Origin of the sequence: Paraburkholderia sp. GAS32, from assembly GCF_050434225.1 — a bacterium.
Taxonomy (GTDB): Bacteria; Pseudomonadota; Gammaproteobacteria; order Burkholderiales; family Burkholderiaceae; genus Paraburkholderia; species Paraburkholderia madseniana.
Window position 1 is genome coordinate 121,457 of the sequence record NZ_JBNPVS010000001.1, and the last position, 17,561, is coordinate 139,017.

The following is a 17,561-nucleotide window of genomic DNA, read 5'->3' on the forward strand; positions in this document are numbered from 1 at the left end:
GAGGCTCCCTACAAGAGTGAGTGATCGAATTTACTATCTACTACTAGATAGATTAATCCGCAAAATTAAACTGACAAACCAGACTTTTCCTGGCTACGACATACTCCCCACTCATCTATCTACTCAGAGATAGATGAGTGCGCCAACAAAGAGGCGGCGTACCGCCTCATACCTGATTACCTGACTACCGCGGTGCGAGCTTCACTTCGCGATCCGCACCGTCGCCTCGACGTCTTCGAGCCGGGCCTTGGTGTGGAACAGACGGCTTGCGAGCACACTGCCCTGAAAAGCCGCGTACAGTGCCCGTGCCGCGTTTTCCGGTTTGCCGTTCACCGCCAGCGTCCCTTCCTGCACGCCTTGCGCGAGAACCTTGGCGAGCCAGCTTTCGTTCGCTTTAAAAAACGCTTGCACGGCCTGGCGGATGTTGTCGGGCAGTGATTCGATGTCTGCAGCCAGCATGCCGCACAGGCAGATCTGATTACCGTCACCGAGGGTCCTGCCGAACAGCTTCGCGTACTTGCTCAGCTTTGTGTCCGCGGCCAATGAAGCGTTAATGCCATGGAGCGCGCCCAATACCTCGTTGCTGTACGCATTAACCGCCTCCAGAACCAGATCGTCTTTCGACGGAAAGTAGTAATGGATGCTCGAGGTTTTTACGCCAACCAGACTGGACAGATCACGGTAACTGAACCCGTTGTAACCACGCAGCATGATGAGCGTGATTGCGTGGTCGAGGATCTGTTCGCGCACTGTCGTTGTCGGTTCCATGGGTTGAACTATATCTACTCATAGATAGACTGTCAAGCGCCTTCGCAATTTTTCAACCGACGCGACGTGGTTACCAGACATGAAGGCGGCGCCGCTGTGGCATAGACTGTTTTCTGTCGCCGGCTCAACCGTTGCCTATCCTGCGAAATACCGTGGGAGACAGGATCCGCAACTGGCACCTCCGGTGGCGCTGAAAACGGCATTCCGTCTATCCTTTGTTCCCGTTGGTCGACGAGATCTCATCATGGAATATATCGAAAGCCTACGCATTTTCCGGTCGGTGGTCGAACTGAAGAGTTTCACCCGCGCGGCGGATATTCATGGGCTGGCCCGGCCGGCGGTGTCGCGGGCAATCGCGGGGCTGGAAGAGCGGATCGGATGCCGGCTGTTAAACCGGACGACCCGGCAGGTCTCGCTCACCGAAGCCGCGGAACGATTCTACGAAGGCTGCGTGCGTATCCTGGACGACCTGGATCTACTCGAAGCGGACGTAGCCAACCAGACACGCGAAGCGGGTGGCGTCTTACGCCTTGTCGCCCATACGACGGCGACGGTAAGCCGGCTGGTTCCCCTGATCGCCGGATTCAAGCGGGCCCATCCGAAGGTCACGCTCGACGTGACGCTGACGGAGCGGCCCGTCGACCTGGTCGGCGACGGGTTCGACCTTGGCCTCGTTCTTCCGTACATGCTGACGAGCGAAACAACGGTCGTGCGTCTGCTCGAGCGCATTCCGGTTGTGATCGTCGCGACGCCGCAGTATCTGGAGGCGTCGTCAACGCCGGGAGATCCATCGGAACTGGCCGAGCATCTTTTTGTGCCGATGTCGCCGTCCATTCGCCGCCCCGCCATCGGCTTCCGGATTGGCGAGGACGAGTTGAGCGTTCCGCTTCGCTTCGATGTTTCGTCGAACAGCCCTGCCTTCAACCTGGAAATGGTGCTGCAGGGTTTCGGAATCGGTGTCGTGCCGGCAGCCCTTGTAGAGAACGAATTGGCCTCGGGAAAGCTCGTCCAGTTGCTCACCGGTTCGCGGCTTGCCGACGACAGCGTCGAAATCCAGCTCGCTTACAGCAACCGGACCCTGCTGCCTGCCAAGGTGCGTGCATTTATTGACTATGCGGCTGCCTTCTTCGAAACGCTGGCGACATCGCGCTAGTGCAGCAAATTCGAGCTGCGAAGCGCGTCGGAAACAAAAAAGGGCGCGATGAATCGCCGCTTTCGGTGTTCGGTGACGAGCCCGACTGGATCCGGCCCACGCAGCGTGCACCCGGTCGGCGCCCGGCCCACTTCCCCGTTGCTCCCCGGGCGATTGGTGCACGAAACGACAACAAACTGATAATCCGGCCAGCATCGCTTCCCGGCGGGGGCCGCATTACTCTGTGCGTATGCACTCAAACGATCTTCCGGACGACGACTGTTTCGCTCTTCGTCAAGCCTCCCGACATATTTCAAAGCTCTATGAGCGTCATTTGTCTGAGGCCGGCATCACGCCCACGCAGTTCAGCGTCCTCAAAACGCTGAGTCGTTGTACGAATCTGACGATGGCCGAGTTGGCCAAAGCGATGGTGATGGACAGAACGACCCTCGTTCGAGCGCTTAAACCCCTGCTTCGGCGTGGCCTCGTGGTTGCTCCTGCCGAACCGCAAAGCAATCGGCGACTGCGAGTCGTACTCACCAGAAGAGGGATAACGAAGCTCGACGAAGCGGCCGCTCATTGGGCAACGGCGCAGGCCAGTTTCGAACGTAGTTTTGGCCCGCAACAGGCAGCGCATCTGCGAAGTGAACTGTTTCGCATGACGAGCTACCTGTCCGAAAGATAACCACAACGCAACAGATTGATTCACTGCGGTAGATCGATCAGTGAAAAATTAAACGCTAATGTGTGCATATGCACTTCAAGTGAAGAAAAGACATACAACCCAGATGAGCCAAAGGAAAACGGAAACCATCATGAATCACGACCGACCCCAGCTCCGAGCGAGCGCATGGGCTGCCACGATAGCCTCGGCGGTGGCGGCGCTTGGCCTCGCCGGATGCGTCAACTACGCCGGCATCAAAAGCGACAAGCAGATTGCCCCACCCACCCAGTATGAAACGAAGGAGAGCTTGCCTGCCGAGGGCGGACAGTGGCCTGCAATGGATTGGGCCAAGCAGTTCGGCGATGCGCAGCTGCCCAGGCTGATCGACGAGGCACTGGCCGGCAATCCAACGATCGATCAGGCACGTGCACGCATTGAGAAAGCCTCTGCCTCAGTCGGCACGGCCCATTCCGCACTCTATCCAAACGTGACGGGAAGCTATTCATGGACGCGCGAGCGCTATAGCGACAATGGGTCCGCTCCACCGCCGGTCAACGGCACCTGGCAGAGCGAGAACAACGTGCTCGCCAGTGCTTCGTTTGATCTCGACCTGTGGGGCAAGAATCGCGAACGGCTTCGTCAGTCTGTCTCGCAGGAGAAGGTCGCCGAAGCCGAAGCCGAGCAGGTGCGCATCTCTTTGGCCGCGTCGGTGGCCAGCACCTACAACCATCTTGCGCAGCTCTATGCGCTGCGTGATATCGAGGCTCGCGAAGTGAAGAATCGCGAGGATATCGGCCGAATCACGGATGGGCGCGTGGGTGCGGGGCTCGACACCAATGTTGAGCGGCAGACCGCATACGGCGAAACCGCAACGAGCCGCTCCAGCGTCAGTGACCTCGATGGACAGATCACGACCGTCCGCTACCAATTGGGTGCCCTGCTCGGCGAAGGACCGGATGGCGGCCTCAAGATCGCCAACCCGTCGCTTGGAGAGGGCGCCGGCGTCGCGCTTCCCGACAACCTGCCCGCCGACCTGATTTCGCGGCGCCCGGACATCGTTGCGGCCTATTGGCAGGTGGATGCAGCAATCCACGATGTAAAGGAAAAAAAGGCCGAGTTCTTTCCGGACGTCAATCTTTCCGCATCAGCTGCACTGGACGCGTTTGGCTGGGGGCGATTCCTGACGGCTGGAAGCGGCCAACTTCAGGCAGGACCCGCGATTCATCTTCCTATCTTCGACGCTGGTGCGCTGCGCGCCCAACTGAAGGGCCGCTACGCGGACTTCGATTACGACGTCGCGACGTACAACCAGACGTTGATCAGCGCTTTATCCGATGTTGCCACGCAGGTCACGCAGATCCACTCGGCCGACCGTCAACTGGTCGATGCGCAGCAGGCCCTGGATGCACAGACCAAAGCCTACCAACTGGCGCTCGTTCGATACAAGGCTGGCTTGAATCAGCAACTGCAGGTACTGAACGCCGACGACAACCGGCTCGCAGCCGAAACAGCCGTCGTGAACCTCGAAATGAATCGCCGCGGCATGCAAATCGGGCTGATCAAGGCACTAGGCGGCGGATTCGATGCTTCGCAGGCTGGCCTTGCCGCAAACACGGAGACACCGATTCCTGCGCCGTCCGGCAGCACGGCAACTCACTGAACGACCAGATCGGCACTCGGGCGTATCGGCCTGAGCGCGACCATCAAACTTTATTGGAGCTACCCATGAACGCACCTCAATCACTGTCGGATAAAGAGCCGGAAAAGAAGCCCGGCAAACGCAAACTCCTGCTTTCGCTGCTTGTCGCTTCGCTCGCGATCGCAGGCGCTGCGTATGGCGCTTTCTATTTCGTCGACGCCCGTCACCATGTGGACACCGACGACGCATACGTCAACGGCAACGTCGTGCAAATTACGCCGCAGGTCACGGGAACCGTCATCGGGGTCAATGCGGATAACACGCAAATCGTCAGGAAGGGCGAACCGATCGTCCAGATCGATCCCGCGGACGCCAGGATTGCGTTGCAACAGGCCGAGGCCAATCTGGGCCAAACCGTTCGCAGAGTCCATGGCCTATATGCCGACGACGACAGATACCGCGCAGATATCGCTGAACGCCAGTCGGATCTTTCGAAGGCGCAGGACGATCTGAAGCGCCGGCTTGCCACTGGCATGACGGGGGCGGTGTCGGACGAGGAAATCTCACATGCACGTGACGCGGTCCGGTCGGCTCAGGCTTCGCTTGAGGCAGCCCGGCAGCAGCTTGGCGCCAATCGCGCGCTGACGGCCAACACGTCGGTCGAGAAGCATCCGGACGTACTGGCAAGCGCCGCCCACGTTCGCGACGCCTACCTGGCTTATGCGCGCACCACGTTGCCGGCCCCCGTGACCGGATATATCGCACAGCGCTCGGTTCAGGTCGGGCAGCGCGTGTCACCCGGCGCAGCGCTGATGTCGGTGGTGCCGCTAGAGCAGGTCTGGGTCGATGCGAACTTCAAGGAGTGGCAGCTTCGTCACATCCGGGTTGGGCAACCAGTTGAGCTGACAGCCGACGTCTACGGCTCCGCGGTCGTCTATCACGGCAAGGTGGTGGGCTTTACGCCAGGCACTGGTTCGGCACTGGCGCTGCTGCCGGCGCAGAACGCGACGGGTAACTGGATCAAGGTGGTGCAGCGGCTGCCGGTGCGCATCGAGATTCCACCCGCGGAACTGGAAAAGCATCCGCTGCGAGTGGGTCTGTCAATGAACGTGGATGTCAACGTCAAGGACCCTGCCGGCGCCCAACTCGGTAGGCAGTCTACGTCCGCCTATAAGACCGACGTTTTCGCAAAGTACGGCGACGAGGCCGATGCCGCGATCGCGCGGATCATCGCCGAAAACGAATGACCGCCGCTCATTGGACCGCGGCACGTGAAAGATGCCGCGCCTTTCTTGCCAGACACAGGACAGCCGTATCACCATGAACACCAACCATCCCAATCACCCGCCGCTGACCGGGGCGACACTCGCTCTGGGTTCCCTGAGCGTTGGTCTCGCGGGCTTCATGACCGTGCTTGACTCATCGATCGCCAACGTCGCCATTCCAACCATTTCCGGCAACCTCGGCGTATCGGTCGACGAAGGCACGTGGGTCATCACCGTTTTTGCCGCTGCGAATGCAATCGCGATTCCGTTGACTGGCTGGCTGACGCAGAGGCTGGGGCAGGTCCGGCTGTTCGTCGGCTCGATATTGTTGTTCGTGTTCGCATCCTGGCTGTGCGGTATCGCGCCAACGTTGCCGATCCTGTTGCTTGCGCGTGCGCTGCAGGGAGCCTTTGCCGGGCCGCTCATCCCGATGTCGCAGGCGTTGCTGCTCAGTTCGTGGCCAAAGGCGAAATCCTCGCTGGCACTCGCGCTGTTCTCGATGATCGTGGTGACCGGGCCGATTGTCGGGCCGTCGCTCGGCGGCTGGGTAACGGACAGTTATAGCTGGTCGTGGATCTTCTATATCAACATCCCGGTCGGGCTGTTCGCCGCCGCGATGGTCTGGCTTCTCTATCGCAAGCGCGATACGCCGGCCAGAAAGCTGCCAATCGACGTTGTCGGGCTGGTGCTGCTCATTGTTTGGGTCGCGTCGCTTCAGGTGATGTTGGACAAGGGCAAGGATCTCGACTGGTTCTCGTCGAGCACGATCGTCGTGCTGGCTATCGTTGCCGCGGTCGGTCTCGCGGCATTCATTATCTGGGAGCTGACGGAAAAGAATCCGATCGTCGACCTGACGCTGTTCAAGCAGCGCAACTTTCTCGGCGGCACCGTTTCGATTGCCGTCGCGTATGGCATCTTCTTCGGCACGCTGGTGCTGCTTCCGCAGTGGATGCAGGAGTACCTGGGATACCGGGCTGTCGACGCAGGGCTTGCTACGGCGCCACTGGGCATTTTCGCGGTGATCGGCGCCCCCATCATGGGCAAGATTCTGCCGCGTTCCGATGCGCGCATTATCGGCACGTTCGCGTTTATCGGATTCGCGATTGTCTACTTCATGCGCACGTATTTCTATACCGACATCAGCGAAGGATACATCATCCTGCCGACCCTGTTGCAGGGTATTCCGATGGCGCTGTTCTTTGCTCCGCTCACCGTGATCATCCTGTCAGGACAGCCGCCCGAAAAGGTGCCGGCCGCGGCCGGGCTGTCCACCTTCGGACGCGTGTTCTTTGGTGGTATTGGTACGTCGCTGGCGAACGTCGTATGGAACAACCGGACGATCATGCACCATGAAATCCTGACACAGCAGTCGAGTCCGACTAACCCGATTTTCAATGCGCAAATGAACACCTACCACTCGGCGCTTGGCCTGAGCCAGCAGGCTTCGTATGCGTTGTTCGATCATACGGTGCAGTCGCAGGCCGCCATGTTGGGGCTGAATGACGTGTTCTATGGAGCCGCGATCATCATGATCATCATCATTCCGCTCATCTGGATCACGAAGCCAGGCAAGGCTGGCGGTTCGAGCGACGCGGCCGCGGCTGCGCATTGAAAGGCGGTCCGGTACCGTCGTCCGTACCGGACACCATCCCACAAACCGTATAGGTACTGTACCGGCGTGGTTCGCTAGAATGCTCCGAGGGTCTCAATGACCAACCTCGGAGCCACCCATGTCCATGTCCTACCTCAGTCTCAGCGCGCTGCCCGCCGGCATTCTGTTCGCGCTCGTCACCACGATCACGCCCGGTCCGAATAACACGATGTTGCTGGCCTCCGGCGTCAACTTCGGCTTTCGCCGCACGCTGCCGCATCTTTCGGGGATCAGCGCCGGGGTCGTGCTGTTGATGCTGTCGGTGGGGATTGGTCTGGGCGAAGCCTTCGTGCACTTCCCGGTGCTGTACACGGTGCTCGAAGTCGCAAGCGTCGCGTACCTGCTGTACCTCGCGTGGAAAATCGGCACGTCGGGCGAACTGAAGGTCAAGAAAGGCGAGCGCCGGCCCATGAAGTTTCATGAAGCCATTGCGTTCCAGTGGGTCAATCCGAAAGCGTGGATGATGGTGCTGACCGCCGCCACGACGATTCACCTCAGCGAGAGCGCCAGCGTGAACGCGATCGCAATGGCGGTGATCTTCTACGTGATCGGCTTTCCGTGCATCTGCCTGTGGGCGGGTTTCGGCACCGCGATGCGCAAAGTGCTGTCGGACCCGAAGCGGCTGCGCATCTTCAATGTCGCCATGGCGCTGCTGCTGGTGCTCTCGCTGTATCCGATCGCGCTCAAGCTGCTCGGCCAGTCCGTTTAAGATCGAGTCCGATTAGATCGCACCCTGCCCGACTCGCTCGATGAAGCGCCACAACGCGTCGTCGGTCGAGTACGGGGCGTTGAAACGGAACCAGGCGCTCGGGGCGTCGTCGGGACGGAAATAGGAGCCAGGTGCGAGCCAGATACCGTGCTGGAGCGCGGCCGTCGCCACCTCGCCCGCGCGCTCCGCTTCGATCGGCAGACGAGCCCACAGGAACAGGCCGGCTCGCGGCCGGTGAAACAGTTCCAGGCCGAGCGAATCGAGACGCTCTTCGACGGTCGCATGCGCGAGTTTGAGCCGCTCGTTCACGGCTTCGACGTGACGCGCATAGCGCCCTTCGAGCAACACCTTGTCGACGATCCGTTCGATCGCTTCCGACGAGGTCAATCCCACCGCCATCTTCGTGCGTGCCAGTTCGCGCAGGACTGCCCGCTCGGCGACCACGTAGCCGCAACGCAGCCCCGGCGTCACCGTCTTCGAAAAACCGCCGACGTAGAGCACGCGCTGCAAGCCTTCCATGGCGGCAAACAAAGGCGCGCCGGACGGCGCCAGTTCGCGGCTGACGTCGTCTTCGATCACCCACATGCGCTGACGCTCGGCGATCTGCAATAGACGGAACGCCGCCGACATGCCGAAGGTCGCGCCGGTCGGATTCTGCAGCGTGGTGTTGACGAAAATCGCCTTCGGCTTGTGCTGCGCGACCAGCGCTTCGAGCACATCCGTATCGACGCCAGCCGGAGTGCGCGGCACCCCATGCACCACCAGCCCCGCTAGCTTGAGAATCTGCAGCAGATTGCAGTAACCGGGATCTTCGACGATCACGGCGTCGCCCGCACGCAGCAGCGTGCGGACGATCAGATCCAGCCCTTGCGTCGCGCCCTGCGTGAGCAGCACGTTGGAGACGTCCACCGGCAAACCGCGCCGGTCGAGTTGCTCGGCGATCCGCTCGCGCAGCGGCGCGAAGCCGTACGGATGCCCGTAGTCGCCGAGACGCGCCGCCGGTACCCGGCTCATCGCACGCAGCGCATGCTGCAAACCCGTCTCGTTGATCCACTCGTTCGGCAGCCAGCCGCCGCCTGCCTTGATCGGCACCGAATGGTCGGCGAACACGTCGGACAGCAGCCAGGTCGCGGTCAGGCTCGGCGGCTGCCAGTCGGTCGGGGCCGCCCGCGCGGACTGCGCGCGCGCCGCCACCCGATAACCGGAACCGCGCCGCGCCACCACGAGACCCATCGACACGAGCCGGTTGTAGGCCTCGGTGACCGTGAAGGTGCTCAGCTCGTGGCTCTGCGCCAGTTGCCGCACCGACGGCAACAGCGCGCCGGCGCGCAGCGACTGCGCCTCGATGGCGCGCGCGAAGCCCTGTACGACCTGCTCGACGAGCGTGGGAGCGGCGCGTCGGTCGCGCTCAAGTTGTAGTTCGATCATGGTTCGGACTGAAAGGCCGGTCGCGACGGCCGGCTGCGTTGCCAGAAAGATGGCCCGGAAGACGCCAGATAAAGCGTCAAGTTAAGTCACCGCGGCATCATCGCGCGATCGACACAGTTAGCGCAAATCCACCAACACAGTTAGCACCACACTGCGTCAACTGTTTATGCCGCCATTAAACCGCGGACGCTACAGTTTCGCTACCACTTCGAGGAGAAAACCATGACTTCGCGCCCCGTCATCGACGACCTGTCGTCTTTCTGGATGCCCTTCACCGCCAACCGCCAGTTCAAGGCTGCGCCGCGCCTGCTGGAATCGGCCAAGGGTATGTACTACCGCACCACGGACGGGCGTGAAGTGCTCGACGGCTGCGCGGGTCTCTGGTGCGTGAACGCCGGCCACGGCCGCGACGAAATCGTCGCCGCGATCACCGAGCAACTGTCCACGCTCGACTTCGCGCCGACCTTCCAGATGGGCCACCCGTTGGCGTTCGAAGCGGCCACGAAAGTCGCCGAACTGATGCCGGACGGCCTCGACCGCATCTTCTTCACGAACTCCGGCTCGGAATCGGTCGACACCGCCCTGAAAATCGCGCTGGCGTATCACCGTTCGCGCGGCGAAGGTCAGCGCACGCGTCTGATCGGCCGCGAGCGCGGCTATCACGGCGTGGGCTTCGGCGGCATTTCGGTCGGCGGCATCGCGCCGAACCGCAAGACGTTCTCCGGCGCGCTGCTGCCGGCGGTCGATCATTTGCCGCATACGCATAACCTCGAACACAACGCGTTTTCGAAGGGCCAGCCGGCCTGGGGCGCGCATCTCGCCGACGAACTCGAGCGCATCGTCACGTTGCACGATGCATCGACGATCGCTGCCGTGATTGTCGAACCGGTGGCCGGCTCGACGGGCGTGCTGATTCCGCCGCAAGGCTATCTGCAGAAGCTGCGTGAGATCTGCACGAAGCACGGCATCCTGCTGATTTTCGACGAAGTGATTACCGCATTCGGCCGCGTCGGCAAGGCGACCGCGAGCGAATACTTCGGCGTGACGCCGGACCTGATCACGATGGCCAAGGCAATCAACAACGCTGCGATCCCGATGGGCGCAGTGGCCACGAGCCGCACGATCTACGACACGATCGTCAACAGCGGCGCACAGGGCGCGATCGAACTGTTCCACGGCTACACGTATTCGGCCCACCCGGCCGCGGCCGCGGCCGCCGTTGCGACGCTCGACCTATATCGCCGCGAAGGCCTGTTCGAGCGTGCGGCGACGATGGCGCCGAAATTCGAAGCCGCCGCTCACTCGCTGCGCGGCGCGAAGCATGTGAAGGACGTTCGCAACCTCGGCATGATCGCGGGCGTTGAACTCGAGTCGCGCGACGGTGCTCCGGGTGCGCGTGCTTACGAAGCGTTCGTGAAGTGCTTCGAGGCGGGCGTGCTGCTGCGCTTTACCGGTGACATCCTCGCGTTCTCGCCGCCGCTCATCATTGACGAAGAGCAGATCGCGCACATCTTCAAGACGGTGGGCGACGTGCTGGCGACGGTGCAGTAAGACTGCTGGAGAGATGCGGGTATTCGCGCGGGCGCCATCGGCGGCATGGTTAGACGTCGGGGGCGCTCGTTGCGGCGCAGCGAAATCTCAGGAAATTGCCCTGCAATGCTCGCGCCTGCCGCCTGGACGGCGTATGGTGATGGCAAGGGTTGGCGCCGTGGTCCGGCCCGACGGGAGACTTCCATGAAGATACCTACCGTTCGCGCAGGCGCGCATATCGAAGGCGTGCATTGGGTTGCCGAGTACGCTGAAGACGTTCACGAGATTCGTATATTCCGCGAAGGCCAGGAAGTGGATGTGCATAATGCGCCGTCCTCGTTGTTTGGCGATGAGGAAAATGCAGGGTCGAAAAGCACCGCTGATCATCGGGCGGTGGAAGCCGCTGTGCTGGCTTATTTGCGGCGGTTTGTGATTGAGCATGATGCGGAGGAGTAGGGGGTTTTTTGCCTGCGCGGCGGCATTGGCCGTGTTCTTGGGGCTTTGGCCTTTCCTTGAATTGGTAGTGGTCTATTAGCGTTGCCCCTGTGCGGGGCGGCACCTACTTTTCTTTGCATGCCGCAAAGAAAAGTAGGCAAAAGAAAGCGGCTCAAACCGCTACTACTAAGCGGGTACCGTGGTCTGCTACGGGTAGTGGTGCATCTGGAATCCGTGTTCTCGCACATTCCGCGTTAGTGACAAAGGACTCATCAGCTCCCACTCCGCACTGCGTGCGTCGCGGACGGGTCTGCATGGGAAACCACCGGCTTCGGTTCCGCGCCGTGGGGGCCGTCGGCTTCGCCTCGGCGACGCGCCTCTGCACTCTCCGGGGAAGCCCGCCTCAAACGATATGTCGGTGCGCTGCAATCACAGTCCCGATCACGATCACAGTCCCGGTTGCGGTTCCAATCACAATCCCGGTGGTGGGGGTGCAATCACGGGCCACCATCCCGTGGCGAGGCGTGAACGCCAAAACGTAGCGATCGGTTTTATGAACTGCTCTTCGGCGCGCGCGGCGCCGCCGGAAGTATGACGCCCTTGTCACTGGCGTATGCACGGGCACGAACACAGATTCCAGATGCACCACTACCCGTTGCAAACCACGGGACCCGCTTAGCAGGAGTGGTTTGAGCTGCTTTCTCTTGCCTACTTCTCTTTGCAGCCGGCAAAGAGAAGTAGGTGCCGCCCCGCACAGGGGCAACGCTAATAGACCACTAACAATTCAAGGAAAGGCACCAAAGCCAGATCAAGGAAAGGCCAACGCCTTAAGAACACGGCCAATGCCGCCGCAAAAGGCAAAAAACGAAACCTTATTCCCCCGGCCGCAACTTCTTAACCTCCGCATCCGAAGGCTGCACACTCGCACCATCGATGTAACGATACGAAGTCATCACACCCTTACCGTCCTTAAGACCGGTAACCCCCACAAACGCCCCCATCGTCGACTGATTATCCTGCCCCCGATAAGTAATCGGCCCGAAGGGCGTCTCCACCCCTAGCCCCTTGAACGCAGCAGCCAACTTATCCGGATCGGTAGAACCAGCCTTCTTGATCCCCGCCGCAATCGACATCAACGCCGAATACCCCACGACCGACCCCAGTCGCGGATAATCGTGATACTTCGCCTGATACGCATCGACAAACTTCTTGTTCGCCGCCGTATCAATCGAATACCACGGGTACCCCGTCACGATCCACCCCGTCGGCGCCTCCGCACCCAACGGGTCGAGATAGTCCGGCTCGCCCGTCAACAACGACACCACGCTGCGATCCTTGAACAACCCGCGCGTATTGCCCTCGCGCACAAACTTGCCGAGATCGGCACCAAACAGCACGTTGAAAATCGCATCCGGCTTCGCGTCGGCGATCGCCTGCGACACCGCGCCCGCATCGACATTGCCCAGCGGCGTCGCCTGCTCGGCGACAAACTCCACGTCCGGCTGCGCCGCCGTCATCAGCTTCTTGAACGTCGCCACCGCCGATTGCCCGTACTCGTAGTTCGGATACACAAGCGCCCAACGCTTCTTCTTCAGCTTGACCGCCTCCGGCACCAGCATCGCCACCTGCATATACGTCGAAGGACGCAGACGGTATGTGTATTTATTGCCGTCGGCCCAAACGATCTTGTCAGTCAATGGCTCGGCCGCGAGGAAGAAAATCTTCTTCTGCTTCGCAAAGTCGGTCAACGCGAGACCCGTGTTCGACAGGAATCCGCCGAACAGCAATTGCACCTGCTCGCGTGCAATCAACTCCTGCGCGACGCGAATGGTGTCGCCCGGATTGCCGTTGTCGTCGCGCGACACCACTTCAAGCGGTTTGCCGAGTACGCCACCCGCCGCGTTCACCTGCTCGAGCGCGAGATTCCAGCCGTTCTTGTAAGGGCCGAGAAAGGCGGGCTGCGCCTTGTAGCTGTTGATTTCACCGATCTTGACGGTCTGCTGTGCACTCGCGCCAACGGCCGCGAGCGATAGAACCGTTGAAACCGTGAAGCGAGAGATCCATCCTGCGCGCGTGGTCATGCTTTTCTCCGTTATCAAAAGGATTGCGGGAATGCGTTCGTTTTTATCAAGCGTTGAAGCGTTCGGCGATTCGTTCGGCAAACCGTGTTGCGAATTGTGCTGCCAGTGGTGCTGCAATGCGTTTGGCGACTTCACTCTGCCCGCGCCATCGCGCGAATTCTCGCGACGCTCGCCGTGACGTCCTGCCATGCCGGCTTGCCGCCGGCGAATTGCTGACGCAGGTAGCTCACGAGTTCGGCGACCTGGGCGTCGTTGAAACTGTCGCGGTAAGCCGGCATCGTACCGAGTTCGGGCCGTGCCGGCGAGCCGATACCATCGAGAATCACGCGAATCAGATTATCAGGCGTCGTGCTATGCAGATTCGTGTTAAGCGCCAGCGACGGATGCGCACCGAACAATTGCGGTCCACTGCCAGTGTGATGACAGGCTGCACACGCGCCGTCGAAGAGACGTGCACCAAGCCCTGTTGCCGTGCCCGTAATCGTGCTGGCCTGCTCGTATTGACGCGCCATCGCCACAGGATCCGCATTGGGCTCCAGCGGACTCAAAGACGCCAGATACGTGGCCATCGCGCGAATATCGCTGTCGGGTAGCGCCGCCAGATCGTTGACGACCGGCGCCATCGGCCCGGCCGCGACGCCATGCAGCGGCGCATGACCGTAGCGCAGATAGCTGAACAGTTCGTCTTCGCTCCAGGGTACGGGCGCGTTGGAAAGCGTCGACAGCGCGGGCGCTTCCCACCCTTCCGCCACGCCGCCGCCCATGAAGGCGGCGCCGGTTTTCTCGGCGCCGAATGCATTGCGCGGCGTATGGCATGCGCTGCAATGGCCGAGGCCGTTCACGAGATACGCCCCGCGATTCCATTGCGCACTTTGCGTCGCACTGGCGGTAAACGTATTGTGTCCGAGGAAGAGCCCGTTCCATGCAGCCATCAAGTGACGCACGCTGAATGGAAAGGCCAGCTTCGTTTCCGGCGGCCTGGAGCGCACCGGCGTTTGCGCCATCAGGTACGCGTAGAGCGCTTTCAGATCGTCGTCGGACGTGTTCCTGAACGACGTGTACGGGAACGCGGGATACAAATGATGGCCGTCGCGGCTGATACCTTGCCGCATCGCCCGCACGAATGCGTCGAGCGACCATGTGCCGATCCCCGTCTGTCCATCAGGCGTGATGTTGGTGCTGTAGATCGTGCCGAATGGCGTATCGAGTGGTTTGCCGCCGGCATTCGGCACGCCGTTGTGCGCGGTATGGCAAACCGCGCAATTGCCCAGCGCCGCAAGCAGTTTGCCGCGTGCCACCAGTTCGGGTGCAAATGCGCTCGCGAGCGGCGGCGTAATCGGCGCAATGGCTTGTGGCGTCAAGGCCAATGCACCTAGCCAGCCGGCAGCGCCCGCAGCAATTGCGCCGAGAAAACCCAGCCGCCAGCGCTTCTTTTTGCGCGCCGCCGCTTCTTCCGCTTGTGCATCGGCTAGTGCGGCGCGAATCGTCTCCGGTGTGAACGGTGGTCTGCGAAAACGCACACCTGTCGCGTCGTACAGCGCGTTGGCGATCGCCGCGGCGCCAGGCAGCGACGCCGATTCGCCTGTGCCCATCGGTGGCTCGCCGTGGCGCGGCATCATCACGACGTCGATCACCGGCACTTCGCGAAACGTCAGAATCGGATACGCGCCCCATTCCTGGCTCGTGACCGCGTTGTCGCCGAACGTCACGCGTTCTTTCAGCGCACGGCTGGTCGCCTGAATCACGTTGCCGTGTATCTGATGACGAACGCCGTCAGGATTCACCATGGTGCCGGTGTCCTGGCCCACCACCACGCGCGTCACGGCGAGCTCGCCGCTCTTGCGATTGACTTCGATGTCAGCGACCCACGCAGACCATGCCGCGCCGAAACCGGGAAATTTGCTGTGCACGTAGCGGGCGTAGGCAAAGCCTCGACCGCGCGCAATGTCGCCCTCTTCCTGATCATCCTTCAAGGCGACGTTACGAGGCTCCCAGCCAGCTTTCTCGGCCACAGCCATCACGAGATCGATCGCGCGCGGATCGGTCAGATGCTTCAAACGAAACTCGACTGGATCTACGCCCGCCTCAGCAGCGAGTTCGTCGATAAAAGATTCATGCGCAAAGGTGTTCGGCAACGCCGACACGCCCCGCAGCCAGGACGCGCGCACGATCGGCGGCGTGTCGTCGCAGACAATGCGCATGGTCTGGTAGTCGTATGGCGGCACGGACGTGCGGTCGCCCATTTCGAAGACCTGCGGCTGTGCGGAGATGGTTCCAGTGAGCAGCAACGCCAACGTGGGGGCGTCGTTCGATGGATAGCGCGTCGCGAAGTCGTACGCCGCGAGCTCGCCTTCGGCATCCAAAGCGCCGCGCACATCCATCAATTGCGCTGCGCCTTTGGGCTCCCATGCATGCTCGTCTTCGCGCGATAGTTGTACACGCACCGGACTGCCGGTTGCGCGCGATAGCAGCGCGGCGTCGGCGGCGACATCGTCCGCACAATTGCGGCCGTAGCAACCTGCCGCGTCCATGCGCACGATTTCGATGTGCGCTTCATCCTGTGCCATCAGCAAGGCGAGATCGGCACGTAACGAATGAGGGTTCTGCGTGCCCGACCAGACTTTCAGCTTCGCATCCCGGTAATCGGCCACCGCGCACGACGGTCCAATCGACGCATGCATCTGAAACGGCCATACGTAGGTGCGTTCCAGCGTTCGGGCAGGGTCTTGCGCGAGTGCTGCGTCGACATCGCCTTCGATCACCAGATCGCGCCGAATGGCCGGATTCGCTCTTAGCGCAGCTTCCACTTCCTCGCTGGTTTCGAGCGCAGGCAAACCCTCTACCGCTTTCCACTGCACATGCAAGCGCTTCACCGCCTGCTGCGCGACCTCTTCACGCTCAGCCACGATGCCGACGAAATCGCGGATCACCACGACCTTGACGATTCCGGGCAAATCGCTGACCGACGCTTCATCGACATGCAACAGACTGTTGCCCATGAAGTCGCCCTGCGCGACACCGGCATAGGGTGGACGGACAACGCGCCCGTGCAGCATGCCAGGCACACGCACGTCATGCACAAAACTCAACTCACCGGTCGCCTTCGCCGGAATATCGACACGCGGTGTGCTCTTACCGACGATCTTGTATGCGTCCGGCGATTTCAAAGGCGCATCGGCGGCAAGGTCCAATTCGATGCGCCGACCGGTGATCAATTCGCCGTAGCCAATGCTCTTTTCCGTGCCACCGTCGCGCGTGAAAATCACACCGTCTCGCACGTCGAGTTGCTCAGTGCTGACGTTCAAGCGCGCGGCTGCTTCCGCCAGAAGGAACTGACGCGCTTGTGCCGCTGCATGCCTGAGTGGCACCGCCGATATCTGGATCGTCGCGCTTGCAATCGTCGGCCCCTGATTCGGCGCCTCGCTGGTGTGGCCGAGTACGACCGACACGCGCGTCAACGGCACGTCCAGTTCTTCCGCAACGATCTGCGCGAGCGCGGTGCCAATGCCGGTACCAAGATCGACGTGACCGTTGAACGCCACGACGCTGCCGTCGTCGCGCACCACGAGAAACATGTCCGCCTCGGTCGGCACGAACGACGAGCGCGACCCCGGCTGACCGATCGCAGGCTTCACCGGCGCCTGCGGCGGCCGCGTGATGATGAGCACGCTCTGCGCGTCATAGAGCTGTCGTCGTGACAGCGGCGCGGAACGTCGATCGACGCTGAAATCCGGCCCTGTCATGCGCGCACTCCTTCACGCGCGGAGGTTTGCGCAGCGAGCAGTTCGGCCGCGCGCTGCACCGCGCGCACGATCTCGACATGCGTGCCGCACCGGCAGAGGTTGCGCGACAGTTCCCGCCGGATCGTCTCGACGCTCGGATGCGGATCGCGATCGAGTAACGCTTTGGCGGTCATGATCATGCCGTTCAGGCAATAGCCGCACTGCGCGGCCTGTTCTTCGATAAACGCCTGCTGCACCGGATGCAGTGCGACACGCGTGCCCAGTCCTTCGAGCGTGGTGATCTCACGCCCCAAGGCAACCTTCGCGGTCGTTACGCACGAACGCGTCGGCATGCCGTCGAGCAGGACCGTACACGCACCACATTCGCCAAGTCCGCAGCCGAACTTCGGACCGTTTAGCGCGAGGTCGTTACGCAGCAGGTAAAGCAGGGGCGTGTCCACGCTGGCGTTGACAAGATGCGTCACGCCGTTGACATTCAGCGTAAGCGGCGCCGAGCCGTTCATGACAATGCCGGCC

13 protein-coding genes are annotated in these 17,561 nt (G+C 61.5%); 8 read left to right on the forward strand and 5 right to left on the reverse strand.

Annotated features, from left to right (window positions below; translation table 11 throughout):
* Nucleotides 1–201 precede the first annotated feature (201 nt).
* Complete coding sequence (locus tag P3T25_RS00555) at nucleotides 202–768, reverse strand: TetR/AcrR family transcriptional regulator (protein ID WP_154567434.1); 567 nt, start codon at nucleotides 766–768, stop codon at nucleotides 202–204.
* Between the two features lie 244 nt (nucleotides 769–1,012).
* Here P3T25_RS00555 and P3T25_RS00560 point away from each other — a divergent pair, with 244 nt between their 5' ends.
* The 6 genes from P3T25_RS00560 (at nucleotide 1,013) to P3T25_RS00585 (ending at nucleotide 7,828) form a co-directional block, all read left to right on the forward strand.
* The gene (locus P3T25_RS00560) at nucleotides 1,013–1,921 is read left to right on the forward strand and encodes a LysR family transcriptional regulator (RefSeq protein WP_154567439.1); all 909 of its coding nucleotides are present in this window, start codon (nucleotides 1,013–1,015) and stop codon (nucleotides 1,919–1,921) included.
* Between the two features lie 229 nt (nucleotides 1,922–2,150).
* A complete protein-coding gene (locus tag P3T25_RS00565) occupies nucleotides 2,151–2,585 on the forward strand; it encodes a MarR family winged helix-turn-helix transcriptional regulator (RefSeq protein WP_154567440.1) in 435 nt (144 codons plus the stop codon).
* Nucleotides 2,586–2,715: 130 nt separating this feature from the next.
* Complete coding sequence (locus tag P3T25_RS00570) at nucleotides 2,716–4,224, forward strand: efflux transporter outer membrane subunit (RefSeq protein WP_154567435.1); 1,509 nt, start codon at nucleotides 2,716–2,718, stop codon at nucleotides 4,222–4,224.
* Between the two features lie 65 nt (nucleotides 4,225–4,289).
* The gene (locus P3T25_RS00575) at nucleotides 4,290–5,450 is read left to right on the forward strand and encodes an HlyD family efflux transporter periplasmic adaptor subunit (RefSeq protein ID WP_429357241.1); all 1,161 of its coding nucleotides are present in this window, start codon (nucleotides 4,290–4,292) and stop codon (nucleotides 5,448–5,450) included.
* 73 nt (nucleotides 5,451–5,523) lie between these two features.
* Complete coding sequence (locus P3T25_RS00580) at nucleotides 5,524–7,080, forward strand: DHA2 family efflux MFS transporter permease subunit (RefSeq protein ID WP_154567437.1); 1,557 nt, start codon at nucleotides 5,524–5,526, stop codon at nucleotides 7,078–7,080.
* A gap of 124 nt (nucleotides 7,081–7,204) precedes the next feature.
* The gene (locus P3T25_RS00585; RefSeq protein WP_054040326.1) at nucleotides 7,205–7,828 is read left to right on the forward strand and encodes a LysE family translocator; all 624 of its coding nucleotides are present in this window, start codon (nucleotides 7,205–7,207) and stop codon (nucleotides 7,826–7,828) included.
* A gap of 12 nt (nucleotides 7,829–7,840) precedes the next feature.
* Here P3T25_RS00585 and P3T25_RS00590 read toward each other — a convergent pair whose 3' ends face one another.
* Nucleotides 7,841–9,256, reverse strand: a complete 1,416-nt coding sequence (locus tag P3T25_RS00590) for a PLP-dependent aminotransferase family protein (protein WP_054040324.1) — start codon at nucleotides 9,254–9,256, stop codon at nucleotides 7,841–7,843.
* Nucleotides 9,257–9,478: 222 nt separating this feature from the next.
* On the opposite strand from P3T25_RS00590, the gene P3T25_RS00595 reads away from it, so the two are divergent.
* Nucleotides 9,479–10,807 (forward strand): aspartate aminotransferase family protein, encoded by a 1,329-nt coding sequence (locus P3T25_RS00595; protein WP_154567438.1) that lies wholly within the window; start codon nucleotides 9,479–9,481, stop codon nucleotides 10,805–10,807.
* A 183-nt stretch (nucleotides 10,808–10,990) separates the two neighbouring features.
* Nucleotides 10,991–11,242 (forward strand): hypothetical protein, encoded by a 252-nt coding sequence (locus tag P3T25_RS00600; protein WP_154567441.1) that lies wholly within the window; start codon nucleotides 10,991–10,993, stop codon nucleotides 11,240–11,242.
* An 851-nt stretch (nucleotides 11,243–12,093) separates the two neighbouring features.
* On the opposite strand, the gene P3T25_RS00605 is transcribed toward P3T25_RS00600, so the two are convergent.
* From P3T25_RS00605 to P3T25_RS00615, 3 genes are all read right to left on the reverse strand, one after another.
* Nucleotides 12,094–13,302 (reverse strand): ABC transporter substrate-binding protein, encoded by a 1,209-nt coding sequence (locus P3T25_RS00605; RefSeq protein WP_154566921.1) that lies wholly within the window; start codon nucleotides 13,300–13,302, stop codon nucleotides 12,094–12,096.
* Between the two features lie 131 nt (nucleotides 13,303–13,433).
* Nucleotides 13,434–17,045 (reverse strand): molybdopterin cofactor-binding domain-containing protein, encoded by a 3,612-nt coding sequence (locus tag P3T25_RS00610; RefSeq protein ID WP_429357242.1) that lies wholly within the window; start codon nucleotides 17,043–17,045, stop codon nucleotides 13,434–13,436.
* Nucleotides 17,042–17,548 carry a (2Fe-2S)-binding protein gene (locus P3T25_RS00615; protein WP_154566923.1) on the reverse strand — a complete coding sequence of 169 codons (507 nt, stop codon included), beginning with the start codon at nucleotides 17,546–17,548 and terminating at the stop codon, nucleotides 17,042–17,044. Before P3T25_RS00615 ends, P3T25_RS00610 begins: the two co-directional genes overlap by 4 nt.
* Nucleotides 17,549–17,561 lie beyond the last annotated feature (13 nt).